At 65.2% G+C, this 17,900-nt stretch carries 21 protein-coding genes; 9 read left to right on the top strand and 12 right to left on the bottom strand.

The window, feature by feature from the left end; translation table 11 throughout:
* The first annotated feature begins 181 nt into the window (after positions 1-181).
* The gene (locus NKI72_RS19650) at positions 182-1,075 is read left to right on the top strand and encodes a sugar phosphate isomerase/epimerase family protein (protein ID WP_352540852.1); all 894 of its coding nucleotides are present in this window, start codon (positions 182-184) and stop codon (positions 1,073-1,075) included.
* Between the two features lie 46 nt (positions 1,076-1,121).
* Here the strand turns inward: NKI72_RS19650 and NKI72_RS19645 are convergent, their stop codons facing one another.
* Together NKI72_RS19645 and NKI72_RS19640 are read right to left on the bottom strand one after the other, a co-directional pair.
* On the bottom strand, positions 1,122-1,577 hold the full coding sequence (locus tag NKI72_RS19645) for a Crp/Fnr family transcriptional regulator (protein WP_352470773.1): 456 nt from the start codon (positions 1,575-1,577) through the stop codon (positions 1,122-1,124).
* Positions 1,578-1,702: 125 nt separating this feature from the next.
* Positions 1,703-2,386, bottom strand: coding sequence for a response regulator transcription factor (locus tag NKI72_RS19640; protein ID WP_023680479.1), 684 nt, complete (start codon positions 2,384-2,386; stop codon positions 1,703-1,705).
* Positions 2,387-2,530: 144 nt separating this feature from the next.
* Between NKI72_RS19640 and NKI72_RS19635 the strand changes: the two genes are divergently transcribed.
* Positions 2,531-3,067: a L,D-transpeptidase family protein gene (locus NKI72_RS19635; RefSeq protein ID WP_245274862.1), complete on the top strand. Its 537-nt coding sequence runs from the start codon at positions 2,531-2,533 to the stop codon at positions 3,065-3,067.
* A 68-nt stretch (positions 3,068-3,135) separates the two neighbouring features.
* Here the strand turns inward: NKI72_RS19635 and NKI72_RS19630 are convergent, their stop codons facing one another.
* Positions 3,136-3,381, bottom strand: a complete 246-nt coding sequence (locus NKI72_RS19630; RefSeq protein ID WP_352451326.1) for a hypothetical protein — start codon at positions 3,379-3,381, stop codon at positions 3,136-3,138.
* Positions 3,382-3,555: 174 nt separating this feature from the next.
* Between NKI72_RS19630 and gcvA the strand changes: the two genes are divergently transcribed.
* A complete protein-coding gene (gene gcvA / locus NKI72_RS19625; RefSeq protein WP_352767415.1) occupies positions 3,556-4,476 on the top strand; it encodes a transcriptional regulator GcvA in 921 nt (306 codons plus the stop codon).
* 3 nt (positions 4,477-4,479) lie between these two features.
* Here gcvA and NKI72_RS19620 read toward each other — a convergent pair whose 3' ends face one another.
* The 6 genes from NKI72_RS19620 to tsaD all read right to left on the bottom strand — a co-directional run bounded on the left by NKI72_RS19620 (position 4,480) and on the right by tsaD (position 8,620).
* Positions 4,480-4,896 carry a DUF1761 domain-containing protein gene (locus tag NKI72_RS19620; RefSeq protein WP_023680475.1) on the bottom strand — a complete coding sequence of 139 codons (417 nt, stop codon included), beginning with the start codon at positions 4,894-4,896 and terminating at the stop codon, positions 4,480-4,482.
* A gap of 48 nt (positions 4,897-4,944) precedes the next feature.
* A complete protein-coding gene (locus tag NKI72_RS19615) occupies positions 4,945-5,601 on the bottom strand; it encodes a class I SAM-dependent methyltransferase (protein WP_352832432.1) in 657 nt (218 codons plus the stop codon).
* Positions 5,598-6,023, bottom strand: a complete 426-nt coding sequence (locus tag NKI72_RS19610; protein ID WP_023680473.1) for an EVE domain-containing protein — start codon at positions 6,021-6,023, stop codon at positions 5,598-5,600. The genes NKI72_RS19615 and NKI72_RS19610 overlap by 4 nt, the downstream gene beginning before the upstream one ends.
* 181 nt (positions 6,024-6,204) lie before the next feature.
* Positions 6,205-6,501 (bottom strand): YciI-like protein, encoded by a 297-nt coding sequence (locus NKI72_RS19605; RefSeq protein ID WP_352470768.1) that lies wholly within the window; start codon positions 6,499-6,501, stop codon positions 6,205-6,207.
* A gap of 26 nt (positions 6,502-6,527) precedes the next feature.
* Positions 6,528-7,538, bottom strand: a complete 1,011-nt coding sequence (locus NKI72_RS19600) for an NAD(P)H-dependent glycerol-3-phosphate dehydrogenase (RefSeq protein WP_352540854.1) — start codon at positions 7,536-7,538, stop codon at positions 6,528-6,530.
* Complete coding sequence (gene tsaD, locus NKI72_RS19595) at positions 7,535-8,620, bottom strand: tRNA (adenosine(37)-N6)-threonylcarbamoyltransferase complex transferase subunit TsaD (protein ID WP_352540951.1); 1,086 nt, start codon at positions 8,618-8,620, stop codon at positions 7,535-7,537. The genes NKI72_RS19600 and tsaD overlap by 4 nt, the downstream gene beginning before the upstream one ends.
* Before the next feature lie 94 nt (positions 8,621-8,714).
* On the opposite strand from tsaD, the gene hemC reads away from it, so the two are divergent.
* The 6 genes from hemC to NKI72_RS19565 all read left to right on the top strand — a co-directional run bounded on the left by hemC (position 8,715) and on the right by NKI72_RS19565 (position 15,041).
* Positions 8,715-9,641: a hydroxymethylbilane synthase gene (gene hemC, locus NKI72_RS19590; protein WP_352540855.1), complete on the top strand. Its 927-nt coding sequence runs from the start codon at positions 8,715-8,717 to the stop codon at positions 9,639-9,641.
* A gap of 1 nt (position 9,642) precedes the next feature.
* Positions 9,643-10,356, top strand: a complete 714-nt coding sequence (locus NKI72_RS19585; RefSeq protein ID WP_352850526.1) for a uroporphyrinogen-III synthase — start codon at positions 9,643-9,645, stop codon at positions 10,354-10,356.
* Between the two features lie 324 nt (positions 10,357-10,680).
* Complete coding sequence (locus tag NKI72_RS19580) at positions 10,681-12,171, top strand: COG4223 family protein (RefSeq protein WP_352832417.1); 1,491 nt, start codon at positions 10,681-10,683, stop codon at positions 12,169-12,171.
* 8 nt (positions 12,172-12,179) lie between these two features.
* Complete coding sequence (locus tag NKI72_RS19575; protein ID WP_352683749.1) at positions 12,180-13,787, top strand: heme biosynthesis protein HemY; 1,608 nt, start codon at positions 12,180-12,182, stop codon at positions 13,785-13,787.
* A gap of 39 nt (positions 13,788-13,826) precedes the next feature.
* Positions 13,827-14,306 (top strand): tellurite resistance TerB family protein, encoded by a 480-nt coding sequence (locus tag NKI72_RS19570; RefSeq protein ID WP_352832420.1) that lies wholly within the window; start codon positions 13,827-13,829, stop codon positions 14,304-14,306.
* 18 nt (positions 14,307-14,324) lie between these two features.
* The gene (locus tag NKI72_RS19565; RefSeq protein WP_352832422.1) at positions 14,325-15,041 is read left to right on the top strand and encodes a glutamine amidotransferase; all 717 of its coding nucleotides are present in this window, start codon (positions 14,325-14,327) and stop codon (positions 15,039-15,041) included.
* Here NKI72_RS19565 and NKI72_RS19560 read toward each other — a convergent pair whose 3' ends face one another.
* The 3 genes from NKI72_RS19560 to NKI72_RS19550 form a co-directional block, all read right to left on the bottom strand.
* The gene (locus tag NKI72_RS19560) at positions 15,042-16,283 is read right to left on the bottom strand and encodes an MFS transporter (RefSeq protein ID WP_352832425.1); all 1,242 of its coding nucleotides are present in this window, start codon (positions 16,281-16,283) and stop codon (positions 15,042-15,044) included. It lies immediately after the preceding gene.
* Positions 16,284-16,557: 274 nt separating this feature from the next.
* The gene (locus tag NKI72_RS19555; RefSeq protein ID WP_352613172.1) at positions 16,558-17,025 is read right to left on the bottom strand and encodes a Ros/MucR family transcriptional regulator; all 468 of its coding nucleotides are present in this window, start codon (positions 17,023-17,025) and stop codon (positions 16,558-16,560) included.
* Between the two features lie 164 nt (positions 17,026-17,189).
* Entirely contained in the window at positions 17,190-17,894 is a 705-nt protein-coding gene (locus NKI72_RS19550; protein ID WP_352850524.1) for an ROK family protein, read from the bottom strand.
* Between the last annotated feature and the right edge of the window lie 6 nt (positions 17,895-17,900).

Below are 17,900 nucleotides of genomic sequence, written 5' to 3'. Positions count from 1 at the left end.
GGAGGCCCCCCCCGACTGGCCTCCGCGCCGTAATTTTCAGTTTTACCGCGGGGGCCCCGGGGGCCCGCAACGCCGCCCATGGGGGGGGCGCCGGTAAGGACCGGCCCCACCTTTTTGTCCGAGCATCGGATTGCCAAAACCGCTTTGGACTTGGGTCAGCTGGAAATAACCGGAGACGATCATGTCGCGCATCGGAATCCACTCATTCGTCTGGTCGGCGAGCTCGGCGCAGGGCGACCTCGAGCGGACGCTGGCCAACACCAGGGAAGCCGGCTTCGACCTGATCGAATTCTCCTATCTCGACCCCGCCAATGTCGACATTGACGGCCTGGCCAAGCGGATCGCCGATCTCGGCCTCGGCGTTGCGATCAGCATTGGACTGCCGGCCGACGGCGATATTTCGAGCGCCGACAAAACGATTGCCGCGCACGGCGTCGAAATCCTGGAACGCACGATCGCGCTGACCCGCGATCTCGGCGGCCAGAAGGTTGCCGGCATCCTCAGCACCAGCCACGGCTTGCAGAGCGAGGCGCCGACGCGTGACCAGTGGAACCGCAGCGCCGGCACGCTGGCCGAGGTGGCGGACACGGCAAAATCAGCCGGCGTCACCCTCAACCTCGAAATCGTCAACCGCTTCGAAAGCAATCTGCTCAACACCGCCGCGCAAGGCATGGCCTTCATCGCGGACAGCGGCTCCGACAATATCTTCCTGCATCTCGACAGCTTCCACATGAACATCGAGGAGGCCGATGTCGGCTTGGCCATTCGCAATGCGGTCGGGAAGATCGGCTATGTCCATATCGGCGAGAGCCATCGCGGTTTCCTCGGCACCGGCAATATCGATTTTGCCGCGATATTCGATGCGCTGACCGCCATCGGTTACAGCGACGACCTCAGCTTCGAATCCTTCTCCTCGGAAATCGTCGACGCGAACCTGTCGCGGAAAACCGCGATCTGGCGCAATCTGTGGACCGACAACATCGAGCTGGCCAAACATGCGCGCCGCTTCATTGCGCTCGGACTGGAGACGGCACGGCGCAAGGCCGAGCTTGTTTCCGCAACGCACCGGCCCTGAGCCCTCGCAGTTCCGAAGTCGATCTGGTTAGGCCAGAGGCGCTATATTAGCCGGCAAAACGCGGCCCAAGTTCCTCGATGCGGCGAATCATCGCCTGGAAATCCTCCAAAATGCGCTGGTGCAGGTGAACCGCCAGTTCCGGGTATTCCTCGAGGATGCGGCGGAACATCTTGCGGCTGAGCCGCAGCACTTCCGAATCGATTTCGGCGGAGGCGCTGGTCAGCCGGTTGGTGTCGGCGATCAGCGCCAGTTCGCTGAGCATGGTGCCGGGGCCGACGGTGCCGATCGGGATGCGCTCGCCGTCGTGCTCGCGGTAGAGGACGATGCGGCCGCTGACCACGATGTAGGCCGAATCAGCCTCGTCGTCCTCGCGGTAAAGCTTGTGGTCGGCTTTCAACATGGTGGTTTCGGCGCCGAAGGCGAGCAGACGCAGCTGTTCCTGCGTAAAGCCCTCGAAGAGCCTCACGGTGGACAGGATGCGGATGTCGTCATCCAGCGCCATCTAGCTATGTCCCCGAACCGTCAGTCCGACTCCTCCCCTACGAGGCCGATCCAAAACCACCTCCAGCCTCAGGACCGTACCCGAAAAGCGCCCCGCCCGGATCGCTTATTTGAATAATGAAATGTTTAAGGAACCAGCTTGTAGCCGCCGCTTTCTGTCACGAGAATTTCCGCGTTGGAAGGATCGCGCTCGATCTTCTGGCGCAGCCGGTAGACGTGAGTTTCGAGCGTATGCGTGGTGACGCCGGAATTGTAGCCCCAGACTTCCTCCAGCAGCACGTCGCGGGTCACCACCTTCTGGTCGGCACGGTAGAGATATTTGATGATCGAGGCTTCCTTTTCGGTCAATCGCACCTTGGCGCCGCGCGGGTCGATCAGAAGCTTCTGGCTGGGCTTGAACGTGTAGGGGCCGACCGAGAAAGTGGCGTCCTCGCTCTGTTCGTGCTGGCGCAACTGCGCGCGGATGCGGGCCAGCAGCACGGCAAAACGGAACGGCTTCGTCACATAGTCGTTGGCGCCGGCCTCGAGGCCAAGGATGGTGTCGGAATCGGTATCATGGCCGGTCAGCATGATGATCGGCGCCTTGTAGCCGCCCTTGCGCAATATCTTTACCGCCTCGCGGCCATCCATGTCGGGCAGGCCGACATCCATGATGAGCAGGTCGATGAGCCCGCCACGCGCCGTGGCGACGCCTTTGGCGGCGGTCGCTTCCTGCAGGACATCGAATTCCTCATAAAGCGACAATTGCTCGACAAGGGTGCCGCGCAGGTCGTCATCGTCGTCGACGATCAGAATGGTGCGTGAAGTCATGGATCAATCCGTTGTTTTGAAAAGAGATTTCAGTTGACCGCTGCCTGTTTATGCGGAAGCTGACCGGCACAACAGCCGTTCACAGTGATTTGTTCCGTGGCACGATCATACAAGAAAAAACACGATCGCAATGCAGTCGGTGCAATTTTGCCGAAAGGGCTCACCGTGCTCACCGTGCGCGCGCGCCCCGGCCAACCCAGCCAGGGCTTTCTGCAGGCCGGCAAACTGGTGTTTCCATGTGCGCTGGGGCATGGCGGCATCTCGGCCGGCAAGCGCGAGGGCGACGGCGCCACGCCGCTTGCCTCGATGCGGATATTGTCGGGATATTTTCGCGGCGACCGTTTTGCCGGCGGCCGCCGGACGCGGCTGGCGATGACGCCGATCGGCCGCGACCTCGGCTGGTGCGAAGTGCCTGGGGACCGCAACTACAACCGCCCGGTCAAAATCCCCTATGGCGCCAGCCATGAGCGGATGCTGCGCACCGACGATCTCTATGACGCCTGCCTGGTGCTGGACTGGAACATTGTGCCGCGCCGGCGCGGGCGCGGCAGCGCCATCTTCTTCCACCTGGCGCGCCCCGGCTTCACGCCGACGCAAGGCTGCGTCGCGGTAACCGCCCGCACCATGGCGCGGCTGCTGCCGCTGCTGTCAGAGCGGACGGTGGTAAGGGTGGTGAGGTGAGGGAATAGGGGAATAGGGGAGTAGGGCAGTAAGAGTAGAGACAGGGGCGGGCGCGCCGCTTAGCTTTCCTACTCCCCTACTCCCCTACTCCTTTGCCACCCGATGTCGAGAAGGCCGAGCCGGCCGAGTTCGCGGTCCATGGCGCGTGCGATGTCCTTGCGTTCGCCGCCGATGTCGCGAAGCTGGCGATCGGAGAGATCCTCGACATTTTGGTAGGGAAGATTGACCGCGATTTTTGCGTGCCGAAGCCAGTCAAGCACGGCGCGCAGCCAGGCCGGGCGGAGGGTTACCGAGCGCAAGGCGATGTCAGACATGGTGCAATCCGCTTCTCCGGACATCAAATCCGGTTTGATGTTTCTTCGATGCTCAGATCATGGCGGATTGAAATTCAAACGGGAAACGAGTAGTTTTTTCTGCATCTTCAAGTTCTGTTTGATGATTGGAATGCTCGACCGAACCCTCGACCGAACCCTCCTCGTCTGGCACTGATGGCGCGCCTGCTGCCTGGAACCCGTGCGCTGCGGACGCTGGAGGCAGCGGCGCGGCACCTCAATTTCACCCGCGCCGCCGACGAGCTCGGCCTGACGCCGGCAGCGGTCAGCCATCAGATCAAGGAAATCGAGGATCAGCTCGGCATCGTGCTGTTCACACGCACCAGCCGCACGATCCGGCTGACCGAGGCGGGCGCGGTGCTGTTCGAAGCTTCGACCGATGCGCTCGACCTGCTTGGCCGGGCCGTCTCACGGGCGCAGAAGACGGCGCGCGGATCGGCGCTGCTGAAGGTCACCCTCGATGCGCAATTCGCGACGAAGTGGCTGATGCGGCGCGTCGACGATTTTCGCAAGCAGCATCCGGCAATCGAGCTGCGTTTCGACATCAGTTACGAGGTGCGCGACTTCGATCGCGACGACGTCGATCTCGGCATCCGTTTCGGCACCGGCAAATATCCGGGGCTTCGCTCGCACCGGCTGTTCGAAAACGTCATCATCCCCGTCTGCAGCCCGGCCTTGCTGCGGTCAGGGCCGCCGCTCAAGGAGCCGCGCGACCTGTTCCATCATACGCTGGCCCATATCGAGTGGTCACGCCAGGGCGTCACCTGGCCGAATTGGAGCATGTGGATGGCGGCGGCGGGCGTCGACGATTTCGACGACAGCCGGACCATCGTGTTCGGCAATTCGACGGATGCCGTCCAGGCCGCGCTCGACGGCAACGCGGTCGCGCTCGCCGATTTCGCCATGGTGGCAAACGACCTTTCGGAAGGTAGGCTGATCCGGCCGTTCGAACTCGGCATCAAGGTCGCGCCCGAATTCGCCTATTTCCTGGTCTATCCGGAGACCGCGGCGAATGATCCGCGCATCGTCGCCTTTCGCGATTGGCTTCTCGAGGAAATCGCCAGGACCCCGAGCTGACGGTCAGCCCGCCGCCGCGCCGAACCAGCCGATCACCGCGCCGATGAGAAGCAGCACGCCGAGCCAGTGACCAACATCGATGAGCGTCAGATCCCAGCCGAAACCTTCGTAACGATGGTTGACCGAAAGCGTGGTGGCGACGAACCCCAGCCAGAGAACGAAGCCGAAGATCACCCCGGCAAGCAGGCTCGGCTCGCCGCCGGTTACGGCGCCGATGATCAGCGACATGACCAGCGCCATGACGAGCTCCGCGATGAAGGAGACGACGAAGGGCAGCATCGATTTGCTCATCGTCGCCGGATCAAGCTTGGCGGCCTTCAGCCACGGCTTGCTCAAGCCCATGTACCAGGCCGCGCCGAACAACCACGCCACGACGGCGGCGACGATTACCGCCAGCCAATTGATTGCTGAAAAATCCATGGTTCCCTCCGGTCGATTGCGCGATGGAACGCCTGTTCGGCGATGCCGTCAAGCAAGGCGCCAGACGGTGGTGCGCTTGACCTCGGCGGCCTCCAGCGCCCGGGTCACCGCCACTTCGTAGACGGCAAGCGGCTCCAGCCCGGTCTTCGGCAGATAGGAGCGGCCGGGATCGCCGACGAGAATGTCGGCACCGCGCGCCTTCAGCGCGACGAACCACGGCATCAGCCTGTCGGCGAAAGTTTTGTCGTAGAAGACGTCGCCGGCCAGCACCACGTCCCAGCCGGCATCGCTGCCGATGCAGTCACCGATGAGGAATTTTATCTCGGTCCCATTTGCCTCGGCATTGAGGCGGATCGCGGTCGCGCAGAATGGGTCGATATCGGCGGCGATCACCTCGGCAGCTCCGGCCTTCACCGCGGCAATGGCGACAAGGCCGGAGCCGGAGGCGAAGTCCAGCACGCGCTTGCCGCGCACCGCCGCCGGATTGTCGAGGATGTAGCGGGCAAGGCCTTGGCCGCCGGCCCAGGCAAAAGCCCAGAAGGGTGGCGGCAGGCCGATTTCGGTCAGCTCGTCCTCGGTCCGCTGCCACAGTTCGTGCGCCTCGTCGGCCAGGTGCAGGCGGATCTCCGGCACATGCGGCGGCGCCATCAGCGCCGTGTTGTCGAGGATGAATTTCCTGGCGCTGTCCGGCGTCAGCGCCGTCATGGCGCCGGCGTCAGGCCGCCCATGCGGCAAACCTCTTGCCATTCGGCCGGCGTCACCGGCTGCACAGACAGCCGCCCGAGCCGCACCAGCGCCATGTCGGCCAGCTTTGGATTGGCCTTGGCCTGCTCCAGCGTCACCGGCTTCGGCATGGCCTTGAAGGCGCGGATGTCGACGCACTCCCAGCGGGGATCGTCGGTGGTGCTGTCCTGATGGGCCAGAGCGCAGACTTCGGCGATGCCGACGATGTCCAGCCCGTCATTGGAATGGTAGAAGAAGCCGAGATCGCCGATCTGCATCGCCTTCATGTTGTTGCGCGCCGCATAATTGCGCACGCCGTCCCACTGCGTGCCGGCCTTGCCCTTGGCCTTGAGGTCCTCGAAGGAGAAGACCGAAGGTTCGGATTTGAACAGCCAGTAGTTCATCTCAGTTGTCCCGTTGCCGTTGTCGGTTTGTCGCTATCCAGCGTTGGCGCTGCCCCTCACCCTTACCCGCTCCCCGTAAGGACGGGGAGAGGGGTCGCCAGCGCTGGAGCTTCTCCCTTCTCCCCGTTCTTCACGGGGAGAAGGTGCCGGCAGGCGGATGAGGGGCAGGGCGAACGAACGATCATTCACTCACAGGTTTGTTGAAGCTCCAGTTCCATTGCCGGATTTCGACGCTTTCGAACAGCCCCGCCTTGGTATAGGGATCCGCCGCCGACAGCGCTTTTGCCGCCGCCAGATCGGGCGCCTCGACAACGACGAGGCTGCCGTCCGGCTTGCCGTCGGCGTCGAGGAAAGGGCCGGCGAAACCCAGTTTCTTGTCGCCGTTCAGCCCTTCCAGAAAGGCAATGTGCTCGGGCCGCGTGTCGAGCCGCACCTGCAGGCTTCCTGGCTTGTCCTTGCAAATCAACGCAAACAGCATCTTTCCATCTCCGCAATCGTTCGCGATTACATGTCGGTTTCGGTCTTGAGTGGCCTTGTCATCAACGCCGACACAGCCTGGTCTATAGTTATGGTGCCGTCCAGTATGGCGGCGACGGCGGCGATGATCGGCGCGTCGATCTGGCGCTCGCCGGCGATGCGGGCGGCGATTGCCGCCGTCGGCACGCCTTCGGCCAAAGGCAAGCCGACAAGCGGCTTGCCTTGCCCCAGCGCCAGCCCATAGGCGAAATTGCGCGACTGCGCGGACGAGCAGGTGAGCAGCAGGTCGCCGAGGCCGGAAAGCCCCATCAACGTCTCCGGCCTGGCGCCAAAGGCGGCGCCGATGCGGCGCAATTCGACGAAGCCGCGCGTCACCATCGCCGCCTGGGCGCTGGCACCGAGCCCGGCGCCGGTGACGGCACCCGCGGCAATTGCAAAGACGTTCTTCAGCGCGCCGCCGATCTCGACGCCGATCAGGTCGTCGCTCGAATAACAGCGCAGATTTTCCGCCGAAAAGCGGGCGGCAAGGTCGGTGGCCAGAGCCTCGTCGCGGGCGGCGACCACGACGGCCGTCGGCAGGCCCCTGGCGACGTCGGTGGCAAAGCTTGGGCCGGACAAAGCGGCGACCGGATTTGCCGGCAGTATTTCCTCGGTGATGGACGACAGCAGCGCGCCGGTGTCGCGCTCGATGCCCTTGGCGCAGAGGACCAGCGGGACGCCTTTCGGCATATGGCTGGACGCGGCCGTCAGCATAATCCGCAACGATTGCGCCGGCGCTACCGCCAGAACGCAGTCGGCACCGTCGAGCGCCGCCTCGATGTCGCTCGTCGCCACGATGCCGGGATCGAGCGCAATGCCCGGCAGATAGCGCGGATTTTCGCCACGGTCGACCGCCGCGACGGTCTCCGGGTCGCGCGCATAGAGGCGGACGAAATGACCGGCGCGCAGCGTGGCCAGCGCCAGCGCCGTGCCCCAGGCGCCGCCGCCGAGCACGGCGACGCGCCAGCCGCTTGGCGCCTTGTGCTCGCTGCCGGTCATGCCTTGGCCCCACGCCGGCCCGAGCCGACCATCGGGGCCGAGACGCTGTCCAGCGGCCAGCGCGAGCGCGGCACGAAATCGGCGGCGTTTTCACCTGATATGCCGGCGCGCAAGCGCTCGATGCCGGCCCAGGCGATCATCGCCGCATTGTCGGTGCAGAGGTTGAGCGGCGGCGCGACGAAGCTGAACCCGGCCTGCTCGCACAGGCCCTGCAATGTCGCCTTGATGGTCCGATTGGCGGCGACGCCGCCGGCGACAACCAATGCAGGCTCGGCCTTGTCCGGGAATTGCTGACGGAACCGGGTCAGCGCCCGCGCAACACGGTCGCCCAGCGCATCCGCGACCGCCGCCTGGAACGAGGCGCAGATATCGGCGACATCCTGGTCGCTCAGCGGGGCAATCGCGGTTGCCGCCTGGCGCACCGCGGTCTTGAGGCCGGAGAAGGAAAAATCGGGCTGCACGGAGCCCTTCATCGGGCGCGGAAAGGCGAAACGCGTCGCGTCACCGGTTGCCGCCGCCTTCTCGACATTCGGTCCGCCCGGATAGGGCAGGCCGAGCATCTTGGCCGTCTTGTCGAAGGCTTCGCCAAGCGCGTCGTCGATCGTCGTCGCCCAGCGCTGGTAGTCGCCGACGCCGCGCACGGCGACGATCTGGGTATGGCCGCCGGAGACCAGCAGCAAGAGGTAGGGAAAGTCGAGCCCGTCGGTCAGCCTGGCCGTCAGCGCGTGGCCTTCGAGATGGTTGATGGCGATCAGCGGTTTTTTTGCTGCCGCGGCGATTGCTTTGGCCGTCATCAGGCCGACGATCAGCCCGCCGACAAGACCGGGGCCGGCGGTGGCGGCAATCGCATCGATGTCGGCGAGCTCGACGCCGGAATCGGCCAGCGCTGCCTCGATGATGCCGTCGAGCGCCTCGACATGGGCGCGCGCGGCGATCTCCGGCACGACGCCGCCGAAAGCAGCATGCTCCTCGATCTGGCTGAGCACGATGTTCGACAGGATTTGCGGCGTGCTGCGACCGTCCAGCGCCACCACGCTGGCGGCGGTCTCGTCGCAACTCGTCTCGATGCCCAGAACGCGGATCAATTCGTCGCTGTCCTCGATGATTGTGCAACCGGCCTTTCCCCGATAGGAGAAAGCCCGAAAACCTGCCGGGGGTTATCACGGACGACGCGTCATGCAAACAACCTTGAGAATCGGAACACGCGGCAGCCCGCTGGCGCTGGCGCAGGCGCATGAAACGCAGGCGCGGCTGATGGCGGCGCACGGCATGCCGGCGGAAGCTTTCGAGGTGGTCGTCATCTCGACCACCGGCGACCGCATCCAGGACCGGCCGCTGTCGGAAGCCGGCGGCAAGGGCCTGTTCACCAAGGAGATCGAGGAGGCGCTGCTGGCGCGCCGCATCGACATCGCCGTGCATTCGTCGAAGGACATGCCGACGCTGTTGCCCGAGGGGCTCGAACTGTCCGCGTTCCTGCCGCGCGAGGACGCGCGCGATGCCTTCATCGGCAAGGCGGCGCGAACGATTGCCGGCCTGCCGCAAGGCGCCAGGGTCGGTTCGTCGTCGCTGCGGCGCCAGGCGCTGATCCGGCGGATGCGGCCGGACATCGAGGTGGTGATGTTTCGCGGCAATGTGCAGACGCGGCTGCGCAAGCTCGACGACGGCATCGCCGATGGCACAATCCTCGCCTATGCCGGGCTGAAGCGGCTCGGGCTCGAAGACGTCGTCACCGACCTGATGCCGCTCGAGGTCTTTCCGCCGGCGCCGGGGCAAGGCGCGATCTGCATCGAAAGCCGCATCGGAGACCGCGACGTGGAACAGATGCTGGCAGCGATCCACGACGGGCCGACCGGCGAGGCGCTGGCCTGCGAGCGCGCCTTCCTGGCGGCGCTCGACGGGTCCTGCCGCACGCCGATCGCCGGACATGCGACGATATCGGGCGGAACGGTTTCCTTTGCCGGGCTGATCATCTCGCCCGATGGCACGCAGTCGCATGAAGTCAGGCTGCAAGGGCCGGCGCAGGAGGCGGCGCGCATTGGCGCGGACGCCGCGGCGACCGTTCGGGCCAAGGCCGGCGAAACATTCTTCGATGGCTGGACCTGACATGCTCCGCGTCCTTGTGACGAGGCCCGAACCGGGCGCGTCGCGCACGGGGCGCCGGCTTGCGGATGCCGGCTTTCAGCCGATCCTGCTGCCATTGACCGGAACCGTGACGCTGCCGGTCGATGCCGGCGCGCTCGCTGACGCCGCGGCGGTCGCGGTCACCAGCGCCAATGCCGTTCGCCATGCGCCGGAAGAGGTCATCGCGGCGTTCGCCGGCTTGCCGTGCCACGCCGTCGGCAGGAAGACGGCGGAAGCCGCCCGCGCTGCCGGGTTTCTGTCGGTCAGCGAAGGCCCGGGCAATGCCGAGGCGCTGGCCGATGCGCTTGCTGGCGCTTACGCGGGGCAGACGATCGTCTATCTCTGCGGGCGGGTGCGATTTCCCGGCTTCGAGGAAGGGCTGTTGGCGTCGGGCGTTCAGGTCCGCGCCGTCGAGACCTACGACACCGTTGTCCTGGATTACTCCGACGAGGCCGTTCTTGCGCGCCTGTCCGCCCGGCCGGTCGAGGCGGTGCTGCTCTATTCGGCCAAGGCGGCAAAAGCGATGCAGGCCCTGGCTAGCCGGCCGGCGCTGCGTAGCCTTTTTCAGGACACGCGCTGTTTCGCGCTGTCGGGACGCATTGCCGCGGCCTTGGGCGATGTCGCTGGCGAAAGGATACGGATTGCGCTCGAGCCCAGCGAAGATGCCTTGCTGGGACTTTTGCAGGCGCCGCGCTGATGGCATTAGCGGCGGCTCTGTGCCGTGCTTGAAGGGCGGCGCCAAACGCAGGCGATTGCCCTCGGGCACATTTTGTTCTTGCTTTGTGCCGGCAGCTATGCTAGTAATTTGGTTATGGTGCCAATTGGCTCCAACGACCCGCCCGCCGAGGCGGGTTTTTTGTGTGCCGAGCATGGGCCTTGGCTTGAAACGCGGATTCGGCCCTGCGGCGTTTTGCCAAAACTGAACTCCAAGCCGTGGCGTCATCACGCCGCCCCTTTTCACCGCTTGGTGATGTGCTAGACCCTTTCAACCATCCCGAAGCGAATTTTGCGGAGCCCGAGCATGGTCAAGACGCCGAAGATGCGGCATTCCAAGAGCCGCCGTGAGCCGGTGACCATCGAGCTTGAGCCTGGCGCCGTCTCGCGAGTCGCCGACAAACAGGATGCCGTGACCTCGCAGACCGACGAGGCGCGGGCCGAGGAAGCGGCGAACGCCTCGCAGCCGGAGCCACCTGAAGAGCCGGTGCATGCGGACCAGACCGATCTCGAGCCATGGGAACATGCCGACGCAGCCGCGCCGGCCGGCACGCAAGAGCCGGCGGACGCCGGCGTCGATTCTGCCACGGAAGCGGAAACCCCTTATCCCGCCGGTTCGGATGCGCCGGCCGGGCGCTCCGCGGTTTCCGATTACAGTTTCGAAGATGCATCCAGCGGAACCGGGGCCAACGAACCGAGGATCCCAGGTTCCGGTGAGAAGACAGCTGAGACGAGGGACGACCATATGGCAGCGCAGTCGAAGCGAAGCGGCATCAACGGCATCGCCGCCGGTATTATCGGCGGCGTCATCGCCCTCGCCGCGGCCGGCGGGCTGCAATTTGCCGGCCTGCTCGGTGCGCCGGGGTCGGGCGGCGTGTCGCTCGACGCGGTCAATGGTGAGATCGTTTCGCTGAAACGCGAGGTCGCGGACCTCAGACAGGCCGGCGCCAACAATGACGCATCGGCCAAGGTGGACGGGCTGTCGTCGGCGCTGGATCAGGTCAGGGCGGACGTCGCGGCGTTGAAGTCGGCGGTCGAGCAAGGCGGTGCCGGCGACAATGCCGGCCTGGCAGCACTTGGCGACAAGGTAAGGGAGATCGAGACGGCGGTTGCGGCCCTCGGCAAAGCCGGCGGTACGGCGCCGGTCGATCTCGGCCCGCTCAACGACAGGCTGGCCGCGCTCGATGCGCTGGTGAAATCGGCCGGCGAGACGACAAAGGCGCAGGACAGCCGGCTTGCGGCCCTGGAACAGTCGGTTTCACAGATCTCGAGCAAGGTCGATGCACAGGCTTCGCAGCCGAAGATCGCACTGGCCATTGCCGCTTCGGCGCTCAAGGCAGCGCTCGACCGTGGTGCACCGTTCGCCGCCGAGCTCGAAACCTTTGCCGCGATCTCACCCGATGCACCCGAGATTGCGACGTTGCGCACCTATGCCGAAAAGGGCGTCCCGATGCGCTCCGAGATCGCCGCCGAAGCGGACGGCGCCGCCAACGCGATGGTCGCTGCCGCAACTCCCATCGACCAGAATGCCGGCATCCTGCAGAAGCTGCTGTCCAGCGCCGAATCGCTCGTCAAGGTCAGGCCGATCGGCGCCGTCGAAGGCACCGGCGTCCCGGAAACCGTCGCTCGCATGGAGGTCGCGGTCAACCAGGGCGACTACGCCAAGGCGCTCAGCGAATATGAAACCCTGCCTGAGGCGGCCAAGGCCGCCGGCGCCGACTTTGCCGGCAAGTTGAAAGCGCGGATGGAGGTCGAGACGCAGATCGATTCGCTCATCGCCGGCGCGATGAAGGCGTGAGGAACCCGATGATCCGCATCCTCGCCTTCCTTGCCGTCGTCTTTGCGCTCGGGCTCGGCTTCGCCTGGCTGGCCGACCGGCCGGGCGAAATGCTCGTCACCTTCAATGGCTATCAATACCAGGTCAGCCTGATGGTCGCGGCGGTGGCGGTCGTTGCCGTGGTTGCCGCGGTGATGATCGTCTGGTGGCTGATCAAGGCGCTGTGGAACAGCCCCTATACGATCTCGCGCTATTTCCGCGTGCGTCGCCGCGACCGCGGCTACCAGGCGCTGTCGACCGGGATGATCGCCGCCGGCGCCGGTGACGGCGCGCTCGCCCGCAAGAAGACCAAGGAAGCGGCAAAGCTGATCCGCTCCGATCAGGAGCCACTGATCCAGCTGCTCGACGCGCAGGCCTCGCTGCTCGAAGGCGACCATGAAGGCGCCCGCGAAAAGTTCGAGACCATGCTCGATGATCCCGAAATGCGGCTGCTCGGCCTGCGCGGGCTTTATCTCGAGGCCGAGCGGCTCGGCGACCGCAACGCAGCCCGCCACTATGCCGGCCGTGCCGCGGCGGTAGCGCCGCAACTGGCCTGGGCGGCCGAATCGACGCTGGAAGACCTGACCGGACGCGGCGACTGGGATGGCGCGCTGAAACTGGTCGATGCCCAGAAGTCGACCCGGCAGATCGAGCGTGACGCCGCCAACCGCCGCCGCGCCGTGCTGCTGACCGCCAAGGCGCAGGCGCTGATCGACAGCGATGCCAATGCCGCAAGGGCGGCGGCGCTCGAAGCCAACCGGCTGCGGCCGGATTTTGCACCGGCGGCGGTCGTCGCGGCGAAATTGCTGTTTAGGCAGAACGACGTGCGCAAAGGCTCGAAAATCCTCGAGGCGGGGTGGAAGGCCGAGCCGCATCCGGAGATCGCCGAGCTCTACACCCATGCCAGGCCGGGCGATGCCGTGCTCGACCGGCTGAACCGGGCAAAGAAGCTGCAGGAGCTGAAGAAGAACCATGCCGAGTCCTCGCTTGCCGTGGCGCGCGCCGCGCTGGATGCGCAGGATTTTTCAACCGCCCGCCGGGAGGCGGAAGCCGCGATCCGCATGGATCGCCGCGAAGGCGCCTATCTGCTGCTGGCCGATATCGAGGAGGCCGAGACCGGCGACCAGGGCAAGGTGCGGCAGTTGCTGTCGAAGGCGGTGAGAGCGCCGCGCGACCCGGCCTGGGTTGCCGATGGTGTCGTCTCCGAACGCTGGGCTCCGGTATCGCCGATCACCGGCAGGCTCGATGCATTCGAATGGCGGGCGCCGATGGAGCGGCTCGGGCAGTTGATCGACGGTCATGAGGATACGCCGGAGGCGCCGGTGCCGGCCATCGCGGCTCCAGCCGGGCCGGTACAGGAAAGAGCCGGGACGATCGAGCACACGGCGGAGACACCGGGCACAGCGACCGAGGAAAAGACGGACGACCGTGCCGGCGAGGATCATGTGACACCAATCACCGCGGCGGCGTTTGCCCAAGTGCCGGAAGATGCCGAGGCAGTCGAGCCGGCGCAGGAGCTGACGCGGCTGCCCGACGACCCCGGCGTCGATCCAGACGACGCAGCGGATAAATCGACGCGCCGGTTTCGTTTATTCTGATCAGGGTCGAGTGGACCCGGGCTTATTGGGAATGATTTGATGTTCGAACGCGTTTTGTCGTTTCTAAGGGATCTGCCGTCCGGTGGTGGCGCCAGCCCCAGCGCCGACGATCCGCGCATTGCCGCGTCCGCCCTGCTTTTCCACGTGATGAACGCCGACGGGGTGCGCCAGGATAGCGAATGGGAACGGTTCAAGAAGGTGCTGGCGGAAAGCTACTCGATCAGCGGCGACGAACTCGACGCGTTGGCGGCTGCCGGCGAGCGGGCCGACAATGAGGCGATCGACCTCTACGCTTTCACCAGCGTGCTCAAGCGCCATCTCGACGCCGAGGCGCGAAAGGCCTTCATCGGCCTGATGTGGGAGATCGTCTATGCCGATGGCGAGCTGCACGAGCTCGAGGACAATACCGTGTGGCGGGTCGCCGAGCTGATCGGCGTCGAACGTCGCGACCGTGTCGAGGCGCGCCTCAAGGCGGCCGCCGCGGTTCCTGGTGCTGCCGGAACCTCAAGCGACGAATAGACAGGATCCCGCCTTCCAATGCCGCCCAAGCCAAGTCCGAGACCAAAGATCCTGATCGTGCTGCATCAGGAGCATTCGAGCCCCGGACGGGTCGGCCATATGCTTATCGAGGAAGGCTTCGATCTCGACATCCGCCGACCGCCGCTCGGCGAGGCCTTGCCGCAGACGCTGGATGGCCATGCCGGCGCCGTGGTGTTCGGCGGGCCGATGAGCGCCAATGACGGCGACGAGTTCGTCCGCCGCGAGACCGACTGGCTCAAAATTCCGCTCAACGAGAACCGGCCGCTGCTTGGCATCTGCCTCGGCGCGCAAATGCTGGTCAAGCATCTCGGCGGCAGGGTCGAGGGCCATGGCGAGGGCCTCGTCGAAATCGGCTGGTATCCGCTGAAGGCGACCGAAGCGGGCAGCAGGCTGATGTATTGGCCGGAGATGGTCTATCAGTTCCATCGCGAAGGGTTTTCGCTGCCGAAGGACGCGACGCTATTAGCGACGGCCGAAACCTATCCCAACCAGGCCTTCCGCTATGGCGACAATGCCTGGGGCATCCAGTTCCATGGCGAATTGACCCGGGCGATGATGCAGCGCTGGGTCGTGCGCGGCGCGCACCGCTTCGAACTGCCCGGCGCGCAGCCCGGCCGCGACCATCTCGGCGGCCGGCTGATCTGGGACATGCACCTCAAGCGCTGGCTCGGCGAGTTCCTGCCGATGATTTTCGGCAAGCCGGCGCTGCGGTAATCAGTTTCGCCCCCTGAGATGACGCACCTTGCGCAGCTGCGGGAACAGCACCGCCCATAGGCCGGCAACAGCGATCGCCCCGACACCCCCGACCACCACGGCCGGAACCGTGCCGATCAACGCCGCCATCGTACCGGCGCGGAATTCGCCGAGCTCATTGGAAGCGCCGACAAAAACCTGGTTGACAGCGTTGACGCGGCCGCGAACGTCGTCCGGCGTCCACAGCTGGATCAGCGTCTCGCGGATATAGACGCTGAACATGTCGGTGGCGCCGAGCAGCGCAAGGGCCGCAATCGACAGCCAGGCGATGGTCGAGAGGCCGAACAGAACCGTGAACGCGCCGAACAGCGCGACGAAGCCGAGCATGACAAGGCCGGCATGGTTGCGGATCGGGTGTCCGGCCAGCCAGATGGCGACGCAGATGGCGCCGACGCCGGGCGCCGAGCGCAACAGGCCGAGCCCCCATGGGCCGAGTTCGAGGATATCGCGCGCGTAGACCGGCAGCAGCGCCGAGGCGCCGGACAGGAGCACCGCAAACAGATCGAGCGAAATCGCACCGAGCACGATCTTTTCGCTCCAGATATAGCCGAAGCCGGCGAACAGGGTCTGTACCGTCGGCCTGTCGGTCCGGCTGCGCTGGGCAGGCTTCGGGATGGTGAAGATCAGCACGGCGGCAACCAGCATCAGCACGGCGGCGGTGGTGTAGGCGGCTTCGGCTGAAAGCCCGTAGAGCAGGCCGCCGGCGACCGGCCCGACGATGGTTGCCGTCTGCCAGGCGGACGAGTTCCAGGCGATGGCGTTGGCGAAATCCTCGGGCGGCACCAGATTGGCGAACAGCGATGAGGAGGCCGGCCCGAAGAAGGCGCGCGCGATGCCGAACATGGCGAGCACGATGAAGACCGGCATCGGCCCGGAGAGGCCGCGTAGCGTCAGCAGCAGCAGGGCCAAGGCGCAGCCCGCCTCGACCAGCACCGCCAGCGCCATGATCAGACGGCGCCCGAAACGATCGGCAACGTCGCCGGTGACCAGCACCAGCAGCAGCGAAGGCAGGAACTGGACGATGCCGACAAGGCCGAGGTCGAACGGGTCGCGGGTCAGATCGTAGATCTGCCAGCCGACGGCGACCGACACGATCTGGGTGGAGAATGTCGAAAGGAAGCGCGCCGCCCAGTAGCTCAGGAACGGCCGATGGCGAAAGGCGGCATAGCGCTGGTCGGATGGTACTTGGGATTCTGTGGTCATGGAATAAGGCCCCGTGGCGGCTATGTCGGCCGGCGGGGCACTTCCACGATGGGCGCTGGTCCGGCCAACAAAGCCTTTAGCGCAGTTCGGCGCAGGGCGCGCGCAAAAATCCGGCGTGGCTCCAGCTTTTTTCAGGCTGCCATACCAATTGCAGGCGGCAACCACGCTCGGCGGAGATGGAGAGGGTTATTTGGCGCGCAGGTCGAGTTCCTTCGCGCCCCCCTCTGTCCTGCCAATCTTCGAGGCTTGCGTTTGCAGGGCTTCGAACGATGCTTTAGGCCGTCGCCTTGGCCTTCCTGCCCCTACCCTTGACGGGCGTGGGCGCGGGCGGGGCTTTGCGGCCGAGACCGATCGCCTTGGCCAGCTGCGAACGCGAGGCCGCGTAGTTGGGGGCGACCATCGGGTAGTCCGACGGCAGGCCCCATTTGGCGCGATAGGCGTCGGGCGTCAGCCCGAAATGAACGCCGATATGGCGCTTCAAGGATTTGAACTTCTTGCCGTCCTCGAGACAGATGATGTAGTCCGGCGTCACCGATTTCTTGGGATTGACGGCAGGCGTCAGCGGCGCGGCGACCGGCACTGCCGGTTGCCCGAGCCCGCCTATGGAAGCGCTGACGCTGGCGATGAGATCGCCGAGGCCGGAAGCCGGCAAGCGGTTCTTCTCGACATAGGCGGACACGATATGGGCGGTCAGCTCGAGCAGGTCGATATTTTTGCGAGCGTTGTTGTTGTCGTCGGTCAATCTATCTCTCCGTCCATGGGGGTCGCAGAAATTCCTAGTCGGCAAATCTGCGCAATGCAATGACGCCGCACCACGTCACACATTATTTTGAATAATAATACTAACGGCAGCGCGGGATTAACAACCCTGAGCCGGTGCTCGATAATATCAGACAATCAGCAATATCAAATAATCAGGGATTTGTCGCGCCATAGTCGAAATCCGCCCTCGAAGGCGCGTGTGTTGTCGCCGCGTCTGCAATCGGCGGGCAAGTCGGTGAGTTCGTCGACATTGCCGCCGCCGATGACCACGTAGTCCGGCTGCATGGCGGCGCGAAGCCGGTCGACCACGTCGAAGACGTGTTTGCGCCATTTCTTCTTGCCGCGCTTTTGCAGGCCGCGTGCGCCGACATAGTCTTCGAAACTGCCGCGCTTCTTGTAGGGAAGATGGGCAAGCTCCATCGGCTGGGCAACGTTATCGACGATCATCGCGGCCCCAAGGCCGGTGCCGAGGCCAAGGAACAGCATGCGGCCGCCCTCATAACTGCCGATGGCCTGCATGAGCGCATCGTTAACGACCTTGACCGGTTTGCCGAACTCGGCGGCGAAATCGCAGCCGACCCAGCCCTTGCCGAGATTGGCGGGTTCGGTCAGCGGCCGGTTGTGGTGCACCGGGCCCGGATAGCCCATCGAGACGACATCGTAGTGCAGCCCTTCGGCGAGCGTCTTCACCGCCGCGACCATCTGCTGCGGCGTAAGCTCCGGTCCGGAAGCGGTCTTGCGCTCGTCGCCGCCGGCACTGGTGCGGATCTTGACGTGCGAGCCGCCGATATCGATCGCAAGCACGATCTTTTCTTCCTCCGATGCCGGGTGCCTCACCGCCTTGGCCATCGCCTT

It is taken from the genome of Mesorhizobium sp. M0437 (genome assembly GCF_040321335.1).
Taxonomy (GTDB): domain Bacteria; phylum Pseudomonadota; class Alphaproteobacteria; order Rhizobiales; family Rhizobiaceae; genus Mesorhizobium.
The sequence above is the reverse complement of the archived record's forward strand: the minus strand, read 5'-3'. Positions and strand labels throughout refer to the sequence as shown.

Bases quoted from the DNA above. Each gene is read 5' to 3' on its own strand.
- NKI72_RS19650 (WP_352540852.1), top strand. From the start codon at position 182: ATGTCGCGCATCGGAATCCACTCATTCGTCTGGTCGGCGAGCTCGGCG.
- NKI72_RS19645 (WP_352470773.1), bottom strand. From the start codon at position 1,577: ATGGCGCTGGATGACGACATCCGCATCCTGTCCACCGTGAGGCTCTTC.
- NKI72_RS19640 (WP_023680479.1), bottom strand. From the start codon at position 2,386: ATGACTTCACGCACCATTCTGATCGTCGACGACGATGACGACCTGCGC.
- NKI72_RS19630 (WP_352451326.1), bottom strand. From the start codon at position 3,381: ATGTCTGACATCGCCTTGCGCTCGGTAACCCTCCGCCCGGCCTGGCTG.
- gcvA (WP_352767415.1), top strand. From the start codon at position 3,556: ATGGCGCGCCTGCTGCCTGGAACCCGTGCGCTGCGGACGCTGGAGGCA.
- NKI72_RS19620 (WP_023680475.1), bottom strand. From the start codon at position 4,896: ATGGATTTTTCAGCAATCAATTGGCTGGCGGTAATCGTCGCCGCCGTC.
- NKI72_RS19615 (WP_352832432.1), bottom strand. From the start codon at position 5,601: ATGACGGCGCTGACGCCGGACAGCGCCAGGAAATTCATCCTCGACAAC.
- NKI72_RS19610 (WP_023680473.1), bottom strand. From the start codon at position 6,023: ATGAACTACTGGCTGTTCAAATCCGAACCTTCGGTCTTCTCCTTCGAG.
- NKI72_RS19605 (WP_352470768.1), bottom strand. From the start codon at position 6,501: ATGCTGTTTGCGTTGATTTGCAAGGACAAGCCAGGAAGCCTGCAGGTG.
- NKI72_RS19600 (WP_352540854.1), bottom strand. From the start codon at position 7,538: ATGACCGGCAGCGAGCACAAGGCGCCAAGCGGCTGGCGCGTCGCCGTG.
- hemC (WP_352540855.1), top strand. From the start codon at position 8,715: ATGCAAACAACCTTGAGAATCGGAACACGCGGCAGCCCGCTGGCGCTG.
- NKI72_RS19585 (WP_352850526.1), top strand. From the start codon at position 9,643: ATGCTCCGCGTCCTTGTGACGAGGCCCGAACCGGGCGCGTCGCGCACG.
- NKI72_RS19580 (WP_352832417.1), top strand. From the start codon at position 10,681: ATGGTCAAGACGCCGAAGATGCGGCATTCCAAGAGCCGCCGTGAGCCG.
- NKI72_RS19575 (WP_352683749.1), top strand. From the start codon at position 12,180: ATGATCCGCATCCTCGCCTTCCTTGCCGTCGTCTTTGCGCTCGGGCTC.
- NKI72_RS19570 (WP_352832420.1), top strand. From the start codon at position 13,827: ATGTTCGAACGCGTTTTGTCGTTTCTAAGGGATCTGCCGTCCGGTGGT.
- NKI72_RS19565 (WP_352832422.1), top strand. From the start codon at position 14,325: ATGCCGCCCAAGCCAAGTCCGAGACCAAAGATCCTGATCGTGCTGCAT.
- NKI72_RS19560 (WP_352832425.1), bottom strand. From the start codon at position 16,283: ATGACCACAGAATCCCAAGTACCATCCGACCAGCGCTATGCCGCCTTT.
- NKI72_RS19550 (WP_352850524.1), bottom strand. From the start codon at position 17,894: ATGGCCAAGGCGGTGAGGCACCCGGCATCGGAGGAAGAAAAGATCGTG.